Origin of the sequence: Klebsiella sp. PL-2018 (assembly GCF_019048985.1) — a bacterium.
GTDB lineage: Bacteria > Pseudomonadota > Gammaproteobacteria > Enterobacterales > Enterobacteriaceae > Klebsiella > Klebsiella michiganensis.
Genome location: NZ_CP077673.1, coordinates 2,004,481 through 2,027,378 on the forward strand (window position 1 = coordinate 2,004,481; position 22,898 = coordinate 2,027,378).

The 22,898-nt window shown below is 54.9% G+C and carries 18 protein-coding genes; 9 read left to right on the forward strand and 9 right to left on the reverse strand.

The features are described from left to right. Positions 1–31: 31 nt before the first annotated feature. The 4 genes from MKleb_RS09260 to pncB all read right to left on the reverse strand — a co-directional run bounded on the left by MKleb_RS09260 (position 32) and on the right by pncB (position 5,993). A complete protein-coding gene (locus MKleb_RS09260) occupies positions 32–1,222 on the reverse strand; it encodes an amino acid aminotransferase (protein ID WP_009653304.1) in 1,191 nt (396 codons plus the stop codon). Between the two features lie 187 nt (positions 1,223–1,409). Continuing rightward, the gene (locus MKleb_RS09265) at positions 1,410–2,495 is read right to left on the reverse strand and encodes a porin (RefSeq protein ID WP_014228653.1); all 1,086 of its coding nucleotides are present in this window, start codon (positions 2,493–2,495) and stop codon (positions 1,410–1,412) included. A gap of 591 nt (positions 2,496–3,086) precedes the next feature. After that, complete coding sequence (gene asnS, locus MKleb_RS09270) at positions 3,087–4,487, reverse strand: asparagine--tRNA ligase (RefSeq protein WP_004849497.1); 1,401 nt, start codon at positions 4,485–4,487, stop codon at positions 3,087–3,089. A 303-nt stretch (positions 4,488–4,790) separates the two neighbouring features. Continuing rightward, complete coding sequence (gene pncB, locus MKleb_RS09275; protein ID WP_025107499.1) at positions 4,791–5,993, reverse strand: nicotinate phosphoribosyltransferase; 1,203 nt, start codon at positions 5,991–5,993, stop codon at positions 4,791–4,793. A gap of 327 nt (positions 5,994–6,320) precedes the next feature. Here pncB and pepN point away from each other — a divergent pair, with 327 nt between their 5' ends. Next, positions 6,321–8,936: an aminopeptidase N gene (gene pepN, locus MKleb_RS09280; RefSeq protein ID WP_014228655.1), complete on the forward strand. Its 2,616-nt coding sequence runs from the start codon at positions 6,321–6,323 to the stop codon at positions 8,934–8,936. A 65-nt stretch (positions 8,937–9,001) separates the two neighbouring features. On the opposite strand, the gene ssuB is transcribed toward pepN, so the two are convergent. Genes ssuB through ssuE form a run of 3 tightly spaced genes read right to left on the reverse strand, consistent with a single transcriptional unit; the run spans position 9,002 to position 11,195 of the window. Then, a complete protein-coding gene (gene ssuB, locus MKleb_RS09285; RefSeq protein ID WP_014837971.1) occupies positions 9,002–9,775 on the reverse strand; it encodes an aliphatic sulfonates ABC transporter ATP-binding protein in 774 nt (257 codons plus the stop codon). Then, on the reverse strand, positions 9,772–10,563 hold the full coding sequence (gene ssuC, locus MKleb_RS09290) for an aliphatic sulfonate ABC transporter permease SsuC (RefSeq protein ID WP_004849501.1): 792 nt from the start codon (positions 10,561–10,563) through the stop codon (positions 9,772–9,774). The genes ssuB and ssuC overlap by 4 nt, the downstream gene beginning before the upstream one ends. A gap of 56 nt (positions 10,564–10,619) precedes the next feature. Then, a complete protein-coding gene (gene ssuE / locus MKleb_RS09295) occupies positions 10,620–11,195 on the reverse strand; it encodes an NADPH-dependent FMN reductase (protein WP_217076595.1) in 576 nt (191 codons plus the stop codon). Between the two features lie 248 nt (positions 11,196–11,443). On the opposite strand from ssuE, the gene pyrD reads away from it, so the two are divergent. Together pyrD and zapC are read left to right on the forward strand one after the other, a co-directional pair. Beyond that, a complete protein-coding gene (gene pyrD / locus MKleb_RS09300) occupies positions 11,444–12,454 on the forward strand; it encodes a quinone-dependent dihydroorotate dehydrogenase (RefSeq protein WP_217076596.1) in 1,011 nt (336 codons plus the stop codon). Positions 12,455–12,622: 168 nt separating this feature from the next. Next, a complete protein-coding gene (gene zapC, locus MKleb_RS09305) occupies positions 12,623–13,165 on the forward strand; it encodes a cell division protein ZapC (protein WP_004849504.1) in 543 nt (180 codons plus the stop codon). Here zapC and MKleb_RS09310 read toward each other — a convergent pair. Further along, entirely contained in the window at positions 13,162–14,271 is a 1,110-nt protein-coding gene (locus MKleb_RS09310; protein WP_025107498.1) for a YcbX family protein, read from the reverse strand. The two genes, zapC and MKleb_RS09310, sit on opposite strands and share 4 nt — an antisense overlap. Positions 14,272–14,369: 98 nt before the next feature. On the opposite strand from MKleb_RS09310, the gene rlmKL reads away from it, so the two are divergent. From rlmKL to rmf, 6 genes are all read left to right on the forward strand, one after another. Further along, positions 14,370–16,475 (forward strand): bifunctional 23S rRNA (guanine(2069)-N(7))-methyltransferase RlmK/23S rRNA (guanine(2445)-N(2))-methyltransferase RlmL, encoded by a 2,106-nt coding sequence (gene rlmKL, locus MKleb_RS09315; protein WP_025107497.1) that lies wholly within the window; start codon positions 14,370–14,372, stop codon positions 16,473–16,475. Positions 16,476–16,487: 12 nt separating this feature from the next. Beyond that, positions 16,488–18,395 carry an ABC transporter ATP-binding protein gene (locus MKleb_RS09320; RefSeq protein WP_004849507.1) on the forward strand — a complete coding sequence of 636 codons (1,908 nt, stop codon included), beginning with the start codon at positions 16,488–16,490 and terminating at the stop codon, positions 18,393–18,395. A gap of 14 nt (positions 18,396–18,409) precedes the next feature. Next, positions 18,410–19,678, forward strand: a complete 1,269-nt coding sequence (gene pqiA, locus MKleb_RS09325; protein ID WP_014228659.1) for a membrane integrity-associated transporter subunit PqiA — start codon at positions 18,410–18,412, stop codon at positions 19,676–19,678. Next, the gene (gene pqiB, locus MKleb_RS09330; RefSeq protein WP_025107496.1) at positions 19,668–21,305 is read left to right on the forward strand and encodes an intermembrane transport protein PqiB; all 1,638 of its coding nucleotides are present in this window, start codon (positions 19,668–19,670) and stop codon (positions 21,303–21,305) included. Before pqiA ends, pqiB begins: the two co-directional genes overlap by 11 nt. After that, positions 21,305–21,868: a membrane integrity-associated transporter subunit PqiC gene (gene pqiC / locus MKleb_RS09335; protein WP_004849513.1), complete on the forward strand. Its 564-nt coding sequence runs from the start codon at positions 21,305–21,307 to the stop codon at positions 21,866–21,868. The genes pqiB and pqiC overlap by 1 nt, the downstream gene beginning before the upstream one ends. A gap of 255 nt (positions 21,869–22,123) precedes the next feature. Then, positions 22,124–22,291: a ribosome modulation factor gene (rmf, locus tag MKleb_RS09340; RefSeq protein WP_004100764.1), complete on the forward strand. Its 168-nt coding sequence runs from the start codon at positions 22,124–22,126 to the stop codon at positions 22,289–22,291. Between the two features lie 64 nt (positions 22,292–22,355). On the opposite strand, the gene fabA is transcribed toward rmf, so the two are convergent. Beyond that, positions 22,356–22,874 (reverse strand): bifunctional 3-hydroxydecanoyl-ACP dehydratase/trans-2-decenoyl-ACP isomerase, encoded by a 519-nt coding sequence (fabA, locus tag MKleb_RS09345; RefSeq protein WP_004849514.1) that lies wholly within the window; start codon positions 22,872–22,874, stop codon positions 22,356–22,358. Positions 22,875–22,898 lie beyond the last annotated feature (24 nt).

The following is a 22,898-nucleotide window of genomic DNA, read 5'->3' on the forward strand; positions in this document are numbered from 1 at the left end:
CATGCGGCCTTTTGTTTGCCCTGCGCTGAGGTTACAGTACGGCAACAATCGCTTCGCACAGCGGCGCCATGTTGTCGGGCGTCATACCGGCGACGTTTATACGTCCGGACGCCACCGCGTAAATTCCGAACTCTTCACGCAGACGCAGTACCTGCTCTTTGGTCAGGCCGCTGAACGAGAACATCCCGTTTTGCTGAATGATGAAAGAGAAATCGCGGCTGGCGCCTTTTTCCTGCAGGGTATTAACGAACAGCAGACGCATACGCTGGATGCGTTGACGCATGTCGGTCAACTCTTGCTCCCAGATGGCGCGCAGCGCGTCATTGCTGAGAATGGTCGCCACTACCGAGGCGCCGTGAGCGGGCGGGTTTGAGTAGTTCGCGCGGATAACCGACTTCATCTGGCTGAAAGCGCGGTCTACCGCTTCCTGGTCAGCGGCGACCAGCGTACAGGCGCCCACGCGCTCGTTGTACAGGCCGAAGTTTTTCGAGTAGGAGCTGGCAACCAGCAGCTCTTTATGCAGAGCGGCGAAAGCGCGCAGGCCTTCAGCATCTTCTTCCAGGCCGCGGGCAAAGCCCTGGTAGGCAAAGTCAAACAGCGGCAGCCAGCCTTTCTCTACGGAGAGCTGCGCCAGCTGTTGCCACTGCTCCAGCGTCGGATCGATGCCGGTTGGGTTATGGCAGCAGCCGTGGAACAGAACCACGTCGCCGGCCTGCGCTTCGTTCAGGCTGGCCAGCAGCCCGTCGAAGTCGAGTTTGTGATTAGCGGCATCGTAGTAGGTGTATTCGCGAACTTCCAGCCCGGCTGAATTGAACACGCTTTTATGGTTCGGCCAGCTGGGGTTGCTCACCCAAATACGTTTAACGTCGGTGTTCTTCGCCAGAAAATCGGCGGCGACGCGCAGGCCACCTGTACCGCCGGGCGTTTGCGCGGTGCGGGCGCGTTTATCATTGATAATTGCGCTTCCTTTCCCGAACAGAAGCTCCTGGGTGCAGCGGCCAAATTCCGGAATACCATCGATACCCAGATAATTTTTAGTGGTTTCATTTTCCAGCAGATACTGCTCTGCTTTTTTCACGCTAGTCAGGACCGGTGTTTTACCCGTTTCATCTTTATAAACACCAATTCCAAGATTAATTTTTGTTGGGCGGTCATCGGCACGAAACAGATCGGCCAGGCCCAGAATTGGGTCGGCAGGGGCGGCGGTAATGTTCTCAAACATGACGAGGTTCCATTGTGATTACTGAAGGGAAATCCGCTATCAGGTTAACGGGAGTTATGTTAATTGCCAACCGTTTGCGACAAAAAGCGAGAAGGTTTTTGAAAGTTACGATCTTCCTCTCAGGAAAGCAGAAAAGCAGGACCGAAGTCCTGCTTTTTAGGCATATCACGAAGGGGTGTACTGCAGATTAGAACTGGTAAACGATACCCACTGCGGCCTGGTCGTCGGTCGCAACGCCAGCGGCTTTGGTGTAATCGTTGTCGTTCAGCTGGTTGAATTTATACGCAGCGTAGACGTTCATGTTTTTGTTGAAGTAGTACCAGGTACCCACTTCGACGTATTTAACCAGGTCAGCATCGCCGCCGGAGAAGCCAGCGCGAGAGCGCAGGTCTTTACCTTTAGTCTGTACGTAGCCGATGGACGGACGCAGGCCGAAGTCGAACTGATACTGAACAACGGCTTCGAAGTTCTGAGTTTTGTTAGCGAAGTAGTTGCCTTCGTTTTCCGGCGTCATGTTGTAAGTCTGAGAGTACATGACCGCAGCATAGACGTTGTTCGCGTCATACTTAGCGGAGGTTGCCCATGCTTCAGCTTTTTCGCCCTGACGGTCAGCTTTCTGATCGCCGCTACGGTTGGAGTTCGCATAGCCTGCAGACAGCGCAATGCCGTTGTCAAACGCGTAGGTTGCCGCGGTGCTGAAGCCGTCGCCGTTTTGTTTCTTAACATCACGGCTAGAAGCGTCGTTTTTACCCTGGTACTGCAGCGCGAAGCTCAGGCCGTCAACCAGACCGAAGAAGTCAGAGTTACGGTAGGTGGCTACGCCGTTGGTACGCGCGGTCATGAAGTTGTCGGTGTAGCTCCAGCCGTCGCCGCCCCATTCAACCAGCATATCGGTTGCCGCTTCAACGTCGTAGATGGCGCCGTAGTTACGACCGTAGTCGAATGAACCGTATTCACCGGCTTTTAAGCCTGCGAAAGCCAGACGAGTTTTGGTGGTCTGTTTACCTTCAACATTGGACGCATCCATGTTGTATTCCCACTGACCGTAGCCGACCAGCTGATCGTTGATCTGGGTTTCGCCTTTCAGGCCGATACGGGCGTAGGTGGTATCATCGCTGCTGGTGTCGCCGTTGGTGGTCCAGACGTGCTCGCCAACCATTTTTCCGTAGAAGTCCAGTTTGTTGCCGTTTTTGTTATAGATTTCTGCAGCGTTAGCTGCACCGGCTACCAGCAGGGCAGGAATTACCGCTGCCAGAATTTTGCGCTTCATCATTATTTATTACCCTCATTTATATTTTTTTATGAACACTTGCCACTGCCGTCAATAAGTTTCGTCAATAAAAATTTACAGAACTATTGATGATAGTTTGGTGTCTGGAGGCATCTTTCCATTCAGAACAACGTTTCGCTAGCCTGAAAATGCTACCAATATCGCATATGAGTAACAAAAGGAAATTCTATGTAACTAAATATGTATTTTTGGGAACTTTGTGAACTCAATCAACATTCCGCCCCTGTTCGCCGATTAAATCACCTGTCTTTATATATCTATATGAATTAATTATGATTAATTTAGATAAGAGAGGGTTTGTGCATTTTACGTCAGCATTTTGCTTTATTTTTATTCAAATCTTGTCGTTGCAAGTTGTGCTGTGACTGGTTAAAAAACGAGCAATATAATCAGCATGTTTGCCAATTTATGAACATAAGGTGCGGTTTTAATTAGCGGTCGCTAATGAAATAGTGCGTAACATAATTGTGAATCAGGATGGTTGATGTTTAAGTTTCCTGATATTCGTTAACGTAAATTGACATAAAAAAAGGCCAGCTTGCGCTGGCCCCGGATGAAAATTGCAGAAAAAAATCAGAAAGTCGCGTTACGCGGGGTCCGCGGGAACGGAATGACGTCGCGAACGTTCTGCACGCCGGTCACGTAGGCGATAAGACGCTCAAAGCCCAGACCGAAACCGGAGTGCGGTACGGTGCCGTAACGGCGCAGGTCGCGATACCACCAGTAGTCTTCTTTATTAAGACCCATTTCCGCCATACGCGCGTCAAGCACGTCCAGGCGCTCTTCACGCTGGGAGCCACCGATAATTTCACCGATGCCCGGCGCCAGAACGTCCATTGCGGCGACGGTTTTACCATCTTCGTTAAGGCGCATATAGAACGCCTTGATGTCTTTCGGGTAGTTTTTCACCACCACCGGGGCTTTAAAGTGCTCTTCCGCCAGATAGCGTTCGTGCTCGGAGGAGAGATCCACGCCCCAGTAGACCGGGTTTTCGAACGACTTACCGCAGTTTTCCAGAATGGTGACCGCGTCAGTGTAATCAACCTGGGCAAAATCAGCGGAAACGAAACGCTGCAGGCGGTCGATAGCGTCTTTATCAACGCGTTCGGCAAAGAACTGCATGTCGTCTGCGCGCTCTTCGAGAACGGCTTTGAAGACGTACTTCAGCATCGCTTCCGCCAGACCTGCCACATCGTTCAGGTTAGCAAAGGCGACTTCCGGCTCCAGCATCCAGAACTCCGCCAGGTGACGGCTGGTGTTGGAGTTTTCCGCACGGAAGGTCGGGCCAAAGGTGTAGATTTTGGACAGCGCGCAGGCGTAGGTTTCGCCGTTCAGCTGGCCGGAAACGGTCAGGAACGACTCTTTGCCGAAGAAGTCTTTATCGAAATCGACTTTGCCCTGTTCGTTGCGCGGCAGGTTTTCCAGATCCAGCGTTGACACGCGGAACATCTCGCCGGCGCCTTCAGTGTCGGAAGCGGTAATCAGCGGAGTCGAAACCCAGAAGAAGCCCTGCTCGTCGAAGAAACGGTGCAGCGCCTGCGCCAGGGTATGGCGAACGCGCGCCACCGCGCCAATCAGGTTGGTGCGCGGGCGCAGGTGGGCAACTTCACGCAGGTACTCGATGCTATGGCGTTTAGCCGCCATCGGATAAGTATCCGGATCTTCCACCCAGCCGCTGACTTCCACGTGGCTGGCCTGGATTTCAAAGCTCTGACCCTGGCCCTGAGATGCCACGACTTTACCGGTCACCACGACCGAGCAGCCGGTGGTCAGGCGCAGCACTTCCTGATTGTAATTGGGAAGAGAATTACTAATAACGGCCTGTACAGGATCAAAGCAGGAACCGTCATAGACGGCGAGGAAAGAAAAGCCAGCTTTAGAATCTCGGCGGGTACGCACCCATCCGCGCACGGTGACTTCGCTGTCAACGGCAACGCGGCCCTGGAGTACGTCGGCTACAGGCACAACGCTCATAATAGTCTCTCTTGTTAGTCCAATAGAAAAATCTGTATTCCCCTGCAACAGGGGGATATCTATGTTACCTGTCATCTTCCATCAGACAAGTAGATTTCGCACAAGAAAGGGGGGTTTTAGGAAATAAATAAGGAGATAGCCTACTTTGCTGCGTGAGAGCCTGATATTCAGAGAGATTCGTTCAGCGCGATGATCCCATGCAGGGCGAACGGGGTTCTTAATGCCTGATAACGTCCCGGGGTGATAAGCGGAGGCGAATAAAAATGCGCCCGTTTTGGCGGACGCATTTTGTCTTTATATGACCTAGCTGGCTTTTTTAACCGGCGGTAGATCGAAGGCTTTGCGCAGGGCGCGGACGAAAGCTTTATCGTGACAAATCGTTTTACCCGGGCTATCCGAAAGTTTCGCCACCGGTTTACCGTTGCACTCCACCAGCTTGATAACAATATTAAGCGGCTTCACCTGGGGAATATCGCAGGTTAAACGCGTGCCGATACCGAAGCTCAGATTCACCCGCGATGAGAAGTGGCGATAGAGATCAACCGCTTTTGTCAGGTCGAGATTATCGGAAAATACCAGCACTTTGCTCAGCGGGTCGATGCCCAGCTTTTTGTAGTGGGCGATAGCCTTCTCGCCCCATTCCACCGGGTCGCCGGAGTCGTGGCGCAGCCCCTGATAGCGGGTCGCGAACTCCGGCCCGAAATCGCGCAGAAAAGCGTCCATCGTAATGCAGTCGGTCAGCGCAATCCCCAGCCGATCGGGATACTCTTCCAGCCAGGCAGCGAGAGCCGCGCGCTGGCTGCTCGCCAGGTTCGGGCTGATCTGCTGATGCGCCTGGAACCATTCGTGAGCCTGGGTCCCCATTGGGGTCAAATTCAAACGCCGCGCCAGATCGTAATTGCTGGTACCGGTGAACCAGGATTCTTGCTGAAGACGCTGAACAATCGCCTGCTGCACCTCGCGGGAGAAGCGGCGGCGGGTACCGAAATCCATCAGGCGGAAGCCCGACATATCGATATCAGCAGTGAGGCGGTTAAAGTCAGTCAGCTTATGCTCAAGGGTGTCCAGCGCGAGATCGACGCTGATTTCCGGCGAGCGATAGCGATGTACCAGCTCGCTTATCACCGCCAGCAGCGGAACTTCCCACATAATAACTTCAAGCCAGGGGCCGGAAAGGCGAATATTCAACTTGCCGTTGTCATTGATGACCGTGACCTGGCGCGGGTCGTAGCGGAAGCCGCGTAGCCACTCGAGATAGTCTGGCGCAAAGAAGGGCAGGCTCGACAACCAGTGATATTCATCGTCCTGCAGTCTCAGGTCGCGCATCGTCTCAACCTGCTCGCGAATCGCATCGGCGTAGATGCCGAGCAGATCGTCCCCGCGGCAGCGGAACTCCGCCGCAACCTGTACATCATTGTAGCGGTGGAAGACAGCCTGCTGCATGTGCAGCTTGTAGGCATCCGTATCAAGCAACGAGTGCAGTACAGGAGAAGTGAATTGGGTCATGGTGCGCAGTAGCATCCTCTCACTGGAGCGTTTCCATCAAAACCAAAGCGGTAAAAGGAGGCGGAGTATACCTGTAATACCCGACGCTGTCCCGCGGTGACGGCTGATGGCTACGCTGACGGTCATTTGCGAGGCCTAGTTTAATATATTGAACACGCATCACACCACAAGCTTTGCGCCTGGTCGAGCGCATTTCGTGCCTCTTGTGTTATCAAAATGTAGCAATTTTCATGTTTAGCATTGAAAAGATGAAGATTCTGCATAGCGAGATTTGCGCAACAGGAATAGACTGAGTCGACACTTTACAGGACACGCTAAAGGTTTTTTATGACACAACAGCCCCAAGCCAAATACCGCCACGACTACCGTGAGCCGGAGTATCTGATTAGCGATATCGATTTGACCTTTGACCTGGATGCCGCGAAAACCGTTGTGACGGCTGAGAGCAAGGTCTCCCGCCACGCGGCTACGTCTGATGTGCCATTGCGTCTGGATGGCGAAGACCTGACGTTGGTCTCTCTGCGGATTGATGGTCAGCCGTGGAGCGACTACAAGGAAGAAAATAACCAGCTGGTGATTAGCGGGTTGCCGGAACATTTCACTCTGACCATCGTCAATGAAATCAGCCCGGCGGCGAATACCGCGCTGGAAGGGCTATATCAGTCCGGCGAAGCGCTGTGTACCCAGTGCGAGGCGGAAGGCTTCCGCCACATTACCTGGTATCCGGACCGCCCGGACGTTCTGGCGCGCTTCACCACCAAAATCATCGCCGATAAAGCAAAATACCCGTTTCTGCTCTCCAACGGTAACCGCGTGGCCCAGGGCGAGCTGGAAAATGGCCGTCACTGGATCCAGTGGCAGGACCCGTTCCCAAAACCGTGCTACCTGTTTGCGCTGGTGGCCGGTGATTTTGACGTCCTGCGCGATACCTTCAAAACCCGTTCGGGGCGTGAAGTGGCGCTGGAGCTCTACGTTGACCGCGGTAACCTTGACCGCGCGCCGTGGGCGATGACCTCGCTGCAAAATTCGATGAAGTGGGACGAAACCCGCTTTGGTCTCGAGTACGACCTCGACATCTATATGATTGTCGCCGTCGATTTCTTCAACATGGGCGCCATGGAGAACAAAGGCCTTAACGTCTTTAACTCCAAATACGTACTGGCGCGTACCGATACCGCGACCGATAAAGATTACCTGGATATCGAGCGCGTGATTGGTCATGAATATTTCCATAACTGGACCGGCAATCGCGTGACCTGCCGCGACTGGTTCCAGCTCAGTCTGAAAGAGGGGTTGACCGTTTTCCGCGATCAGGAATTCAGCTCCGACCTCGGCTCGCGCGCGGTGAACCGCATCAATAACGTACGCACCATGCGCGGCCTGCAGTTTGCCGAAGACGCCAGCCCGATGGCGCATCCGATTCGCCCGGATAGCGTGATTGAGATGAACAACTTCTATACCCTGACGGTGTATGAGAAGGGAGCGGAAGTGATCCGCATGCTGCATACCCTGCTGGGGGAAGAGAATTTCCAGAAAGGCATGCAGCTCTATTTTGAGCGCCACGACGGCAGCGCCGCGACCTGCGACGACTTTGTCCAGGCGATGGAAGACGCTTCCAACGTCGATCTGTCCCACTTCCGCCGCTGGTATAGCCAGTCCGGTACGCCAATTGTCACCGTCCATGATGACTACAATCCGGAAACGGAGCAGTACACGCTGACCATCAGCCAGCGCACGCCGCCGACCGCTGAGCAGGCGGAGAAGCTGCCGCTGCATATTCCGTTCGACATCGAGCTGTACGATAACGAAGGCAAGGTAATCCCGCTGCAGAAGGGCGGTCACCCGGTGCATCACGTGCTGAACGTCACCCAGGCGGAGCAGACTTTTGTTTTCGACAACGTTTACTTCCAGCCGGTCCCGGCGCTGCTTTGCGAGTTTTCCGCGCCGGTGAAGCTGGAGTACAAATGGAGCGATCAGCAGCTGACCTTCCTGATGCGCCACGCGCGGAATGATTTCTCCCGCTGGGACGCGGCGCAGAGCCTGCTGGCGACCTATATCAAACTCAACGTCAACCGTCACCAGCAGGGGCAGCCGCTGTCTCTGCCGATTCACGTCGCCGATGCGTTCCGCGCGATTCTGCTGGATGAGAAGATCGATCCGGCGCTGGCGGCTGAGATCCTGACGCTGCCTTCAGCGAATGAAATGGCGGAGCTGTTTGCGATTATCGATCCGCTTGCCATCGCGGCGGTGCGCGAAGCGCTGACCCGCACGCTGGCGAAAGAGCTGGCTGACGAGTTCCTGGCGGTTTACAACGCCAACAAGCTCGACGGCTACCGCGTTGAGCATGCCGATATCGGTAAGCGTTCTCTGCGTAATACCTGCCTGCGCTACCTGGCGTTTGGCGATACCGAGCTGGCGGATAAACTGATTAGCGCGCAGTATCACCATGCGGACAATATGACCGACGCGCTGGCGGCGCTGGCGGCGGCCGTAGCGGCCCAGCTGCCGTGCCGCGATGCGCTGATGCAGGAGTATGACGACAAGTGGCACCAGGACGGACTGGTCATGGATAAATGGTTTATCCTGCAGTCCACCAGCCCGGCGGATAACGTCCTGGAGACGGTTCGCGGCCTGTTGCATCATCGCTCGTTCAGCATGGGTAACCCGAACCGCGTCCGTTCTCTGATCGGCGCCTTTGCCGGCAGCAACCCGGCGGCGTTCCATGCAGAAGACGGCAGCGGCTACCAGTTCCTGGTCGAGATGCTGACTGAGCTGAACAGCCGCAACCCGCAGGTGGCTTCGCGTCTGATTGAGCCGCTGATACGTCTGAAACGCTATGACGAGAAACGTCAGGCGTTGATGCGCGGGGCGCTGGAGCAGCTGAAGGGGCTGGAGAATCTTTCCGGGGATCTGTTCGAGAAAATCAGTAAAGCGCTGGCGTAACGCCAGCGCGAGTCCAAACCTGTAGCCCCGCTAAGCACAGCGCGAGCGGGGGAACGTCGCAGTCGTTAACCGTGGCTCACTAAGCGTGGCGAGGATTCGTTCTTGCCGCGCTGCATCACCCGATTCAGTACTTCCGCTTCCAGTTCGGCCAGCTTCGCTGAACCCGTGCGTCGCGGACGGGGAATGTCCACCAGCAGATCCAGCCCTATCTTCCCCTCTTCAATCAGCAAAACGCGATCGGCCATCGCCACCGCCTCGCTGACGTCGTGGGTGACCAGCAGAACGGTAAATCCGTGCTCCTGCCACAGCGAAACAATCAGATCCTGCATCTCCAGGCGAGTGAGGGCGTCCAGCGCGCCCAGCGGTTCATCAAGCAGTAATAATCCGGGGCGATGAATTAACGCGCGAGCCAGCGCCACGCGCTGCTTTTGCCCGCCGGAAAGCGCCGCGGGCCATTCACCGGCGCGGTCTTCAAGGCCGACGCTCGCCAGCGCCTTGAGCGCCGCCTCGCGCCACTGCCCCTTCAGCCCGAGGCCGACATTGTCGATCACCGTTTTCCACGGCAGCAGGCGGGAATCCTGGAACATCATCCGGGTATCCTCCTGGATTTGCGCCAGCGGCGTCGAACCCGCCAGCAGCTGCCCGGCGTTGGGTTTTTCCAGCCCGGCCAGCAGCCGCAGCAGGGTGCTTTTACCGCCGCCGCTGCGTCCGACCACCGCGACAAATTGCCCGGTGGGAATATGCAGATCGAGTTCATTCAGAATCGTTTTGCTGCCGTAACGCTTGCTTACGCCGTTTAGCAGTAGCGGGATCCCCGGATTAAGACGCGCGGTTGTCATGCGTTGGCCTCCTGAAGGTGGTAAGCCGGATTCCAGCGCAGCCAGACGCGTTCAAGAAGCTGTGCGCTGAAGTCGGCCAGTTTGCCGAGAATAGCGTAAAGAATAATGGCGACGACCACGACATCGGTCTGCAGAAATTCGCGGGCATTCATCGCCAGATAGCCGATACCGGCGTTAGCCGAGATGGTTTCAGCCACGATCAGCGTTAACCACATCAGGCCGAGCGCAAACCGGATGCCGACCATAATGGAGGGCAGGGCGCCCGGCAGGATCACGTGACGGAACAGAGCAAAACCCGATAAGCCATAGCTGCGGGCCATCTCCACCAGACCCCGGTCAATGTTTCGAATACCGTGCCAGGTGTTGATATAAATCGGGAACATCGTCCCCAGCGCCACGAGGAAAATTTTGGCGCTTTCATCGATGCCGAACCATAAAATCACCAGCGGAATCAGCGCGAGGTGCGGCACGTTGCGCAGCATCTGAATGGAGGTGTCCAGCAGGCGTTCGCCCCAGCGCGACAGGCCGCTGATAAGCCCGAGAACCAGGCCAATGGAACCGCCGATGCTGAAACCAATAAGCGCCCGCCATGAGCTGATGGCCAGATGTTGCCAAAGCTCGCCGCTGGCGGAGAGCGTCCAGAAGGCTTTGAGCACTCCTTCCGGTGACGGCAAAATACGGGTAGAGAGCCAACCAACGGAAGAGGCGAATTGCCATACAATCACGCTGCCAACCGGCAAAAGCCAGGGGGCTATGCGGATCAGGAGTTTTTGCGAAAGCGTCGCCATACAGTGTTCCTTTATTCTTTAGCGTTTTGCCTGGTGACGGGCATCAACGCTGAACTTTAAACGTGCTCAACCCGCTGTAAGGTTTTCAGCGCCGGCGCGCGGCTGCTGGGGCGATGCAGCGCCTGCCAGAAGGTTTCCAGCGCCTGGTCGAGGCGGCCCTGCAGATTCGGGGTAAACTGCGGTTTATGCTGATAATCCGTAACCTGGCTATCGTCAGCGAAAACGCCGTGGAGGATCTCCTGGGCTTTCAGCGCGTTGAGTACCGGTTTTAAGGCGTAATCCACCGCCAGCATATGGGCGATGGTTCCGCCGGTAGCCAGCGGCAGAACGATTTTGCCCTCCAGCGCGCGCTCCGGCAGCAGGTCCAGAAGCGTCTTTAACGCGCCGGAAAAAGAGGCCTTATAGACGGGCGTCGCAATGATCAGCCCATCGGCGCCGGCAAGCTGTTCATTTAACGCATGGAGGGCTGGGTTATCAAAGCGAGCGTAGAGCAGGTCTTCCGGAGCGAAATTCTGCAGATGCCAGTGGCAGACCTCGATATCCGCCGCCGAAAGCGTCTCTCTGGCGTATTCCAGAAGCGCGCTGGAGCGGGAATGGTAGCGCGGGCTGCCCGCAAGTGTGATGACTCGCATACTCTCTCCTTATAACTAAATATTTGCATTTATCTATAATTGATAACATTTAGCCGCAGTGTGACAGAGCGCTTTTATTTCCCTAAATGATTTATCCGGCGTTGGATTGTCAGAAAGTGCATAACGAGCGGGAGAAAAGTAAACGTTTGCGTCGGAGGTAAGATTTTTTGTCGTAGGTCAATTCCCTTTCCGGGGTGGATCGCACATAATACGCCCCCGGTTTGCACACCGGGAATCCAGGAGAGTTCATGTACTACCCCTTCGTTCGTAAAGCCCTTTTTCAGCTCGATCCTGAGCGCGCTCATGAAGTCACTTTTCAACAATTACGCCGTGTTTCGGGTACCCCGCTGGAAATGTTGGTTCGCCAGAAGGTACCGACAAAGCCGGTAACCTGTATGGGGCTCACATTTAAGAACCCGCTGGGCCTGGCCGCCGGGCTGGATAAGAACGGCGAGTGCATTGATGCCCTCGGGGCGATGGGTTTTGGTTCCATTGAAATTGGTACCGTGACGCCGCGTCCACAGCCGGGCAACGATAAGCCAAGGATCTTCCGCCTGGTCGATGCCGAAGGTTTGATCAACCGCATGGGCTTTAATAACCACGGTGTTGATAACCTCGTGGAGAACGTAAAAAAGGCGCATTTTGACGGTATTCTGGGTATTAATATTGGCAAGAATAAAGATACACCGGTAGAACAAGGCAAAGATGATTATCTGATTTGTATGGAAAAAATCTATGCTTATGCCGGCTATATCGCCATTAATATCTCCTCGCCGAATACCCCAGGCTTGCGTACTTTACAATACGGAGATGCGCTGGACGATTTGCTTTCTGGTATTAAAAATAAGCAACGCGAGCTACAAGAGAAACATCAAAAATATGTTCCTGTGGCCGTAAAGATCGCTCCGGATCTTTCCGTCGAAGAATTGATCCAGGTAGCGGACAGTTTAGTCCGGCATAATATAGATGGCGTCATTGCCACCAATACCACTCTGGATCGATCGCTGGTGCAGGGGATGAAACATTGTGATGAAACCGGTGGCCTTAGCGGACGTCCATTGCAGCTGAAGAGTACGGAAATTATCCGCATGCTGTCTGCGGAATTAAATGGCCGCCTGCCAATTATCGGAGTCGGCGGTATTGACTCGGTGATTGCCGCCCGGGAAAAGATAGCCGCCGGAGCGACGCTGGTGCAGATTTATTCCGGATTTATTTTTAAAGGCCCGCCGCTGATTGAAGAAATTGTTACCCATATCTAATCTTTTCCCCCTCTGATACTCCTCCAGGGCTTTATTTATAGCCCTGGTTGTTTTATATTCCTTCATTGTTGCTTATTTAGACATTTTAGTCTTTTCTTAATTTTTGAAATATTCTGTAGCAGTTTACCTGTTTATTACAGACGGAAGTGGAAGAGGACGGGGGTAGAAATGCGGATCAAACCTGACGATAACTGGCGCTGGTATTACGATGAAGAGCATGACCGCATGATGCTCGATCTGGCTAATGGTATGTTATTCAGATCGCGTTTTGCTCGCCGCATGTTGACGCCCGACGCCTTCGCGCCTTCCGGATTTTGCGTTGATGACGCAGCGCTCTATTTTTCATTTGAAGAAAAGTGCCGCGATCTTGAATTATCAAAAGAACAGCGCGCTGAATTAGTACTCAATGCGCTGGTCGCTATTCGTTTTCTCAAGCCGCAAATGCCGAAAAGCTGGCATTTCAACACGCATGAAGAGAGCTGGCAGCCCGGCGTTGGCGATGCCGCCAGCGCATGGCTCAGCGATACCGGCCAGCAGGTGAATCTGCTGGTGGTTGAGCCCGGAGAAAACGCCGCGCTGTGCCTGTTAGCCCAGCCCGGTCTGACGCTTGCCGGGCGGGTGATGCAGCTCGGCGACGTGATTAAAATTATGAACGACAGGCTGCAGCCAGCGCCAGGCGTCGCCAGCTACAGCCTGGGTCAGGCGGTTTAAGGCGCCAGCCTCACCGCGGTTTTCGGCACGCAGCTACAGCATAAAATGGTGCCATCTGCGGCGACCGCGTTTTTCTTCAGCGCGCTGACTTCTCCTTCTTCCAGCCGGATGCGGCAGCTGCCGCAAATCCCAGCCCGACAGGAGTAAGGAATACGAATTCCCTGTTGTTCCAGCTGCTCGAGCAAGATTTGCTGATTATTACCGGTAAAACTCACTCCCTGCCACGCTATTTCCACCGTCGCGTTCTCCTGCGCTTCAGGTGCCGGCGTAGCATCACTCTCGCCTGCGCCGTAGGCCTTCGCCGGGCCGCGGGCCAGCACTTCTAACGCATCGCCCACGCGGATTACGCCGCTATTTCGCGCGATCAGGTTCTGGCCAAAATCGACATCGCCGTTATCCAGCGCCGTGCGGAAACGCTGCAGCGTGCTTAAGGGCTCCCCGGAAGGATGCTTTTGCCCGCGCTCCGGGCTGACGGTAGTCAATACGCAGCGGCTGCACGGTTTGACGACATCAAAAATGACCTCGCCAATACGCACCACTTTCCACGTATCTTCTTCCCAGGCGGCCGCGCCGGTCACCAGCAGATTTGGGCGAAATTGTTCTATGCTTACGCTGGCCGGACAGCGATTTTGCAGATCGCGCAGCGAAGCTTCATTGGCCAGCAGATAGGGAAAACCGTCGGCAAAAGAGAGGGGGACGGCATCGTGACGTTTTACCCTGCGGCTAAGCGCTGGCCCCAGCCAGCGGAGCTGAACGCTGCGGTTGAAGAACCCGCTTAGCCACTGGTTCACCCGGTCCGGGGCAATCAGGGCGGTAAAATGGTTGCCCCAGACTTCGGTCGGCTCCTGCTGTATGGAGAAATCGCTGAAGCGCACCATCGCGCTGCTGCCGTCCGGCGCGGTCAGATGCAGACCATCATGGAGCGGCGCGGGAATAAATTTGACCATTTGCGGAAACTGGCGGGCGGTAATGAAGGTGCCATCGGTTTCCGTCACCATAAATATACGATCGAAGGCCAGCCCGCTGATGTCTGCATAAGCGTGGCTCAGGCCAATTCCCCGCATCGATTTGACGGGATGAATAAAAAGTCGCGAAAGGGTTACCATACGCTGCCCCTGGCTTTAAAAATAAGCCTTTAACTTTATGACATGGGGCGCATATTGGCTATAATGCGCACCAATTTTCTTTTAGTAAAAGTGACGATATGAATTCTCTGTTTGCCAGTACGGCTCGTGGGCTGGAAGAGCTGTTAAAAACTGAACTGGAAGGGCTGGGCGCGGTGGACTGCCAGTTGGTCCAGGGCGGGGTCCATTTTCAGGGAGATACGCGGCTGCTGTATCAAAGCCTGATGTGGAGCCGGCTGGCTTCGCGGATTATGCTGCCGCTGGGGCAGTGCAGCGTATACAGCGACCTGGATCTGTACCTTGGCGTACAGGCCATTCCATGGACCGAGATTTTCACTCAGAATGCCACTTTTGCCGTGCACTTTAGCGGGCTGAACGAAGAGATCCGCAACAGCCAGTACGGGGCGTTGAAGGTGAAAGACGCCATCGTCGACAGCTTTACGCGTAAGAATCTGCCGCGTCCCAACGTCGATCGCGAAAATCCCGATCTGCGTATTAACGTCTGGCTGAATAAAGAGACCGCGCATATCTCCCTGGATCTTAGCGGCGAGGGGCTACACCTGCGCGGCTACCGCGACGGTACCGGTATGGCGCCAATCAAAGAAAACCTGGCTGCGGCGATAGTGATGCGTTCCGGCTGGGCTGCCGGTACGCCGCTGCTCGATCCCATGTGCGGTTCCGGTACGCTGCTGATTGAAGCGGCGATGCTTGCTACCGATCGTGCGCCGGGTTTACACCGCGGCCATTGGGGTTTCGGCGGCTGGGCGCAGCATGACGATGCTATCTGGAAAGAGGTGAAGTCCGAAGCGCAAACCCGCGCCCGTCAGGGGCTGGCGGCGTATGAGTCGCGCTTTTACGGTTCCGACGTTGACGCCCGCGTTATCGAACGTGCGCAGCGCAACGCCCGTCGCGCCGGTATTGGCGAACTGATTACCTTCGAAGTGAAAGACGTTGCCCAGCTTAGCAACCCACTGCCGAAGGGCCCTTACGGTACGGTGATAAGCAACCCGCCGTACGGCGAGCGTCTGGAGAGTGAACCGGCGCTGATTGCCCTGCATAGCCTGCTGGGGCGGATCATGAAAAATCAGTTTGGCGGCTGGAACCTGTCGCTGTTTAGCGCCTCGCCGGATCTGCTGAGCTGCCTGCAGCTGCGCGCTGATAAGCAGTTCAAAGCGAAAAATGGACCGCTCGACTGCGTCCAGAAGAACTATCATCTTGCGGAAAACGAAGGCGGCAAAACCGCGATGCTGGCGGAAGATTTCGCCAACCGTCTGCGTAAGAACCTGAAAAAATATGAGAAGTGGGCGCGTCAGGAAGGCATTGAATGCTATCGCCTGTATGATGCCGACCTCCCGGAGTACAACGTCGCTATCGACCGCTACGCCGACTGGGTGGTGGTGCAGGAGTATGCGCCGCCGAAAACCGTTGACGCGCACAAGGCCCGCCAGCGCCTGTTTGATATTATCGCCGCCACCATTGCCGTACTGGGGATTGCGCCGAACAAGCTGGTGCTGAAAACCCGCGAACGGCAGAAAGGGAAAAACCAGTATCAGAAAATGGGTGAAAAAGGTGAGTTCATTGAGGTGCAGGAGTATAACGCACGTCTGTGGGTAAACCTGACCGACTACCTGGATACCGGGCTGTTCCTCGACCACCGTATTGCTCGCCGCATGCTGGGCCAGATGAGCAAAGGCAAAGATTTCCTCAACCTTTTCTCCTACACCGGTAGCGCCAGCGTCCACGCCGGCCTTGGCGGCGCGCGTTCCACGACGACGGTCGATATGTCACGTACCTATCTTGAATGGGCTGAACGTAACCTGCGCCTCAATGGCTTAACCGGCCGCGCGCATCGCCTGATGCAGGCTGATGTGCTGGGCTGGCTGCGGGAGACCACCGAACAGTTTGATCTGATCTTTATCGATCCGCCAACCTTCTCCAACTCAAAGCGTATGGATGATGCGTTTGACGTACAGCGCGATCATTTGTGCCTGATGACCGATTTAAAACGTCTGCTGCGTAAAGGCGGCACGATTATGTTCTCGAACAACAAACGCGGTTTCCGTATGGATCATGACGGGCTGGCGCAGCTGGGCCTGAAGGCGCAGGAGATCACGCAAAAAACGCTGTCTCAGGATTTTGCCCGCAACCGTCAGATTCACAACTGCTGGCTGATTACCGCAGCCTGAAAGGAATAAAGAATGTCTTTAATTAGTATGCACGGCGCCTGGCTCTCTTTCAGCGATGCGCCGCTGCTGGATAATGCTGAACTGCATATCGAAGATAACGAACGCGTCTGCCTGGTAGGGCGCAACGGTGCGGGTAAATCGACCCTGATGAAGATCCTCAATCGTGAACAGGGTCTTGATGACGGGCGCATTATCTATGAACTGGATCTGGTTGTGGCGCGTCTACAGCAGGATCCGCCGCGTAACGTGACCGGAACCGTCTATGACTTTGTGGCGGAAGGTATTGCTGAACAAGCGGCATACCTCAAGGGTTATCACGATGTTTCGCAGCTGGTGATGACCGACCCGAGCGACAAGAATCTGAACGAACTGGCGCGCCTTCAGGAACAACTGGATAATTTAGGGCTGTGGCAGCTCGATAGCCGCATTAATGAAGTGCTGGAACAGCTGAATCTGGATCCTAACGCCGAGCTTTCCTCGCTGTCCGGCGGCTGGCTGCGTAAAGCGGCCCTCGGCCGCGCGCTGGTCAGCGGGCCGCGCGTGCTGCTGCTCGATGAACCGACCAACCACCTCGATATTGAAACTATCGACTGGCTGGAAGGTTTCCTGAAGATGTTCAAAGGCACCATTATTTTTATTTCGCACGACCGTTCCTTTATTCGCAACATGGCGACGCGAATTGTCGATCTCGATCGCGGTAAGCTGGTGACCTATCCGGGGAACTACGATCAATATCTGCTGGATAAAGAAGAAGCGCTGCGCGTGGAAGAGTTACAGAACGCGGAGTTCGATCGCAAGCTGGCGCAGGAAGAAGTGTGGATCCGTCAGGGGATCAAAGCGCGTCGCACCCGTAACGAAGGGCGCGTGCGGGCGTTGAAAGCCATGCGCCGCGAGCGCGGTGAGCGCCGTGAAGTGATGGGCAGCGCGAAGATGCAGGTGGAAGAGGCCGCGCGTTCGGGCAAGATTGTGTTCGAAATGGAGAACGTCAACTACCAGGTTGATGGCAAGGTGCTGGTTAAAGACTTCACCGCCCAAATCCAGCGCGGCGACAAAATTGCGCTGATTGGCCCGAACGGCTGCGGCAAAACTACGCTGCTGAAGCTGATGCTCGGTCAGCTGCAGGCGGATAGCGGACGTATTCATGTGGGTACCAAGCTGGAAGTGGCTTACTTCGACCAGCACCGCGCGGAACTTGATCCGGATAAAACGGTGATGGACAACCTCGCGGAAGGTAAACAGGAAGTGATGGTGAACGGCAAGCCGCGCCACGTCCTGGGCTATCTGCAGGACTTTATGTTCCATCCGAAACGCGCAATGACGCCGGTGCGGGCACTGTCGGGCGGGGAGCGTAACCGCCTGCTGCTGGCGCGCCTGTTCCTCAAGCCCAGCAACCTGTTGATACTCGATGAACCGACAAACGATCTGGATGTCGAAACCCTGGAGCTGCTGGAAGAGCTTGTCGACGGTTATCAGGGAACCGTGATGCTGGTTAGCCACGACCGTCAGTTTGTGGATAACACGGTAACGGAGTGTTGGATCTTCGAAGGCGCGGGCCAAATTGGCCAATACGTGGGCGGCTATCATGACGCCCGCGGTCAGCAGGCGCAGTATCTGGCGAAAAAACAGCCGGTTTCTAAAAAGACAGTTGAAGTTGCTCAACCGAAAGCAGAAAGTGTCAAACGCGCTGCCAGCAAACTAAGCTATAACCTGCAGCGCGAGCTGGAACAGCTGCCGCAAAAACTGGAAGAACTGGAAGCCCAGCTGCAGAATTTGCAGGAGCAGGTTGCCGACCCTTCTTTCTTTGGTCAGTCGCATGACCATACGCAGCAGGTGCTCGCACAGCTGAGTGAAGCGGAGCAGGCGCTGGAAACCGCCTTCGAACGCTGGGAATATCTCGAAGGTTTAAAAAACGGCGCATAAGCTGAGGAGTTTTCATGTGCGATCATCATCATGCTGCGCGGCATATCCTGTGTCGACAATGTGATCTGCTGGTGGCTTTGCCGCAGCTGGAGCATCGCCAGAAAGCTACGTGTCCGCGTTGCGGAACGACATTGACAACGTCATGGGACGCGCCCCGGCAGCGTCCCACAGCCTACGCGCTGGTCGCGTTGTTCATGCTGCTGCTGGCCAATCTGTTCCCCTTCATCTATATGAAGGTTGGAGGGATCAGCAGCGAAATCGAGCTGCTGGAAATTCCGAACGTGCTGTTTAGCGAGGATTACGCCAGCCTCGGTACCTTCTTTTTACTTTTCGTCCAGCTGGTGCCGGCTTTCTGCCTGGTCACCATACTGCTGCTGGTCAATCGGGTGAGCATGCCTTCCGGGCTAAAGGCGTTTCTGGCGCGGATCCTGTTTCACCTTAAAACCTGGGGGATGGCGGAAATCTTTCTCGCCGGGGTGCTGGTCAGTTTCGTTAAGCTGATGGCCTACGGCGATATCGGCATCGGCCTGAGCTTCGTTCCCTGGTGTATGTTCTGCCTGTTACAGCTGAGGACGTTCCAGTGCGTGGATCGCCGCTGGTTATGGGATGATATTGCACCAATGCCGGCGATTACACAGCCGCTGAAAGTCGGCGTCTCCGGCCTGCGTCAGGGGCTACGCTCGTGCTCATGCTGCACGGCGGTTTTGCCCGTCGATGAGGCCGTTTGTCCGCGCTGTCGGACAAGGGGAACCGCCCGGCGTAAAAACAGCCTGCAGTGGACGCTGGCGCTGTTGGTGACTTCGCTGATCCTCTATATGCCCGCCAATATTCTGCCAATCATGATTACCGACCTGCTGGGCGATAAAATGCCTTCCACGATTATGGCGGGGGTGATCCTGCTATGGAGCGAAGGATCGTATCCGGTGGCGATGGTGATCTTTATTGCCAGTATTATGGTGCCGACGTTAAAAATGATCGCCATTGGCTGGCTATGCTGGAACGCCAGCGGCAAGGGAGCGCGCGACTCGGAGCGCATGCATCTGATTTATGAAGTCGTCGAGTTTGTTGGCCGCTGGTCAATGATTGATGTGTTTGTTATCGCAGTCCTCTCCGCTCTGGTTCGCATCGGTGGATTAATGAATATCTATCCGGCGATAGGAGCAGTGATGTTTGCGCTGGTCGTAGTAATGACAATGTTTTCGGCCATGACCTTTGACCCGCGTTTATTGTGGGATCGTGAGCCAGATTCAAGCCATGAGGAAAGACTGCAGCATGGAAAATAAGAGCGGAGAAGCGAAAGTGCAAAAGGTGAAGAACTGGTCACCGGTGTGGATCTTCCCGATAGTCACGGCGCTGATTGGCGCATGGATTCTCTTTTATCACTATAGCCACCAGGGGCCGGAAGTGACCCTGATAACCACTAACGCAGAAGGTATTGAAGGGGGCAAAACCCGGATAAAAAGCCGCAGCGTTGACGTCGGCGTGATTGAAAGCGCGACGCTGACGGACGACCTGACCCACGTGGAGATTAAAGCGCGGCTGAATTCAGGTATGGAAAAACTGCTGCACCAGGATTCGGTTTTTTGGGTGGTTAAACCGCAGGTCGGCCGTGAAGGGATTAGCGGTCTGGGAACGCTGTTATCCGGCGCCTATATCGAACTGCAGCCGGGAAGCAAAGGCTCTGTTCCTGCGCAGTATCCGCTGCTGGATTCACCGCCGCTGGCCTCCCCTGATGCTAAAGGTATTCGCATTCTGCTGGAAAGCAGCAAAGCGGGGCAGCTTTCACCCGGCGATCCGGTGCTTTTCCGCGGCTACCGCGTAGGTTCAGTTGAAACCAGCACCTTCGATGCGCAAAAACGCAATATTACCTATCAGCTGTTTATTAGCGCGCCTAACGATCGGTTGGTGACCAATAACGTGCGCTTCTGGAAAGATAGCGGTATTGCGGTGGATCTGACCGCTGCGGGTATGCGCGTTGAGATGGGATCGCTGTCGACCCTGTTTGGCGGCGGCGTCAGCTTTGATATTCCCGAAGGGCTACCGTTAGGTGAGCCGGTGGCGAATAAAACCGAATATCATCTGTTTGACGATCAACGCAGCATCCAGGATTCGGTGTTTACCCAGCATATTGACTACGTGATGTTCTTTAAAGATTCGATTCGTGGTTTGCAGCCCGGCGCGCCGGTTGAGTTCCGCGGTATCCGTCTGGGGACCGTCGGCAAGGTGCCGTTCTTTGTTCCTGGGCTGAAGCAGAACATCAACGACGATTACCGTATCCCGGTAGAAGTGCGAATTGAACCGGAACGTCTGATCAATCAGTTAGGCGCTAATCCTGACATTCGTAAGCATATCGATGATCTAATGAATCGCGGGCTGCGCGGTTCGCTTAAAACCGGAAACCTGGTGACCGGCGCGCTGTATATCGATCTCGACTTCTACCCGAAAGCCCCTCCGCGCGGCAAGATTCAGGAGTTTGGCGGTTATCCGATTATTCCAACCGTGAGCGGTGGCCTGGCGCAGATCCAGCAGCGCCTGATGGACGCGCTGGATAAAATTAACAATCTGCCAATCAACCCGCTGCTGGAGCAGGCAACCAGTACGCTGGCGCAAAGTGAAAAAACGATGCAGCACGTACAGGCGACGCTGGACAGTCTGAACAAGATAACGTCAAGTCAGTCGATGCAGCAGCTACCGGGCGATATGCAGAATACGTTGCGCGAGCTTAATCGTAGTATGCAGGGCTTCCAGCCGGGATCTGCGGCATACAATAAGATGGTTGCGGATATGCAGCGTCTCGATCAGGTTCTTCGTGAACTGCAGCCGGTACTGAAAACGCTCAATGATAAGAGCAATGCGCTGGTATTTGAGGCGAAGGATAAAAAAGATCCGCAGCCGAAGGGAGCGAAATAATGAAGAAATGGCTAATAGCGGCGGCGGTATGCGCGCTGACGGCATGCAGTAGCGGCGGTGAGAGTAAAACTTACTATCAGCTTCCCGTGGCGCAGGGTGGCGCGCAAAGCGCCGCCCACCAAAGCAAAAACTTGCTTTGGGTCGAGCAGGTGAGCATTCCGGATTATCTTGCCGGTAACGGGGTGGTCTATCAGACCACAGATGTTCAGTATGTGATTGCGAATAACAATCTGTGGGCGAGCCCGCTCGATCAGCAGCTGAAAACGACGCTGGTGGCGAACCTTAGCAACCAGCTTCCGGGTTGGGTGGTTGCCTCTCAACCGCTGGGGAGCGAGCAGGATACGCTGAACGTGTCCGTCAGCGGTTTTCACGGCCGTTACGATGGCCGGGTCATCGTTAGCGGCGAGTGGCTGCTGAAGCATCAGGGGCAGCTGATTAAGCGGCCGTTCCATATTGAGCTTAAGCAACAAGAGGATGGTTACGACGCGATGGTGAAAACGCTCGCGCAGGCCTGGACCCAGGAAGCGACGGCGATTGCCAGCGAGATTAACCGCTTGCCATAAGTAAAATTAATAAGAATAAAAGCCGCTGCGACAGTGAAAATCGCAGCGGCTTTTTTATTTGTCTCATCAGTTTGTTACTTGTGCTGGTTCACAGTTTTTGTACAAACGAAGTTTCATGTAGCTCACAAATATGACAATGGCGTGAATTTTGCGCATTGACGCTATCCCCGATTCGCGGTATTCGTTAACCGTGGTTGCGTATTTAGTGACCATTGTTTTCTTTTCCACCAGATCAAAGTATGAGGGAAACGAGGCATGAAGAGACAAAAACGAGATCGCCTGGAACGGGCACATCAGCGTGGGTACCAGGCCGGTATTACCGGAAGGTCGAAGGAAATGTGTCCTTACCAGACCTTAAACCAAAGGTCTTATTGGCTAGGAGGCTGGCGAGAGGCCATGGAGGACAGGGTACAAATTGCCTGACTGTCTCTTTAAAAAGAAGCCTCCGCTGCGCGGGGGCTTCGCCTTTTCTAACGCGTGATGTTTATCAGAACGCGGAAGTGTCCTGGAACAGGCCCACTTTCAGATCGGTTGCGGTGTAAATCAAACGACCGTCAACCAGCACTTCTCCATCCGCCAGCCCCATAATCAAACGACGGTTTATCACGCGCTTGAAATGAATACGGTAGGTCACTTTCTTCGCCGTTGGCAGTATCTGACCGGTGAGCTTCACTTCGCCCACGCCTAATGCACGTCCTTTACCTTCGCCGCCTAACCAGCCCAGGTAGAAGCCAACCAGCTGCCACATGGCATCCAGGCCCAGACAGCCCGGCATCACCGGGTCACCAATGAAATGGCAACCGAAGAACCACAGGTCCGGGTTAATATCGAGTTCTGCCTCAACATAACCTTTGTCATAGTTACCACCGGTTTCGGTCATTTTGATGACGCGGTCCATCATCAGCATACTTGGCGCCGGCAGCTGTGGGCCTTTGGCGCCAAAGAGTTCACCACGACCAGAGGCAAGAAGGTCTTCTTTTGTATAGGATTCGCGTTTATCTACCATGTTTTCAGTAAGCCTTATTTTGAG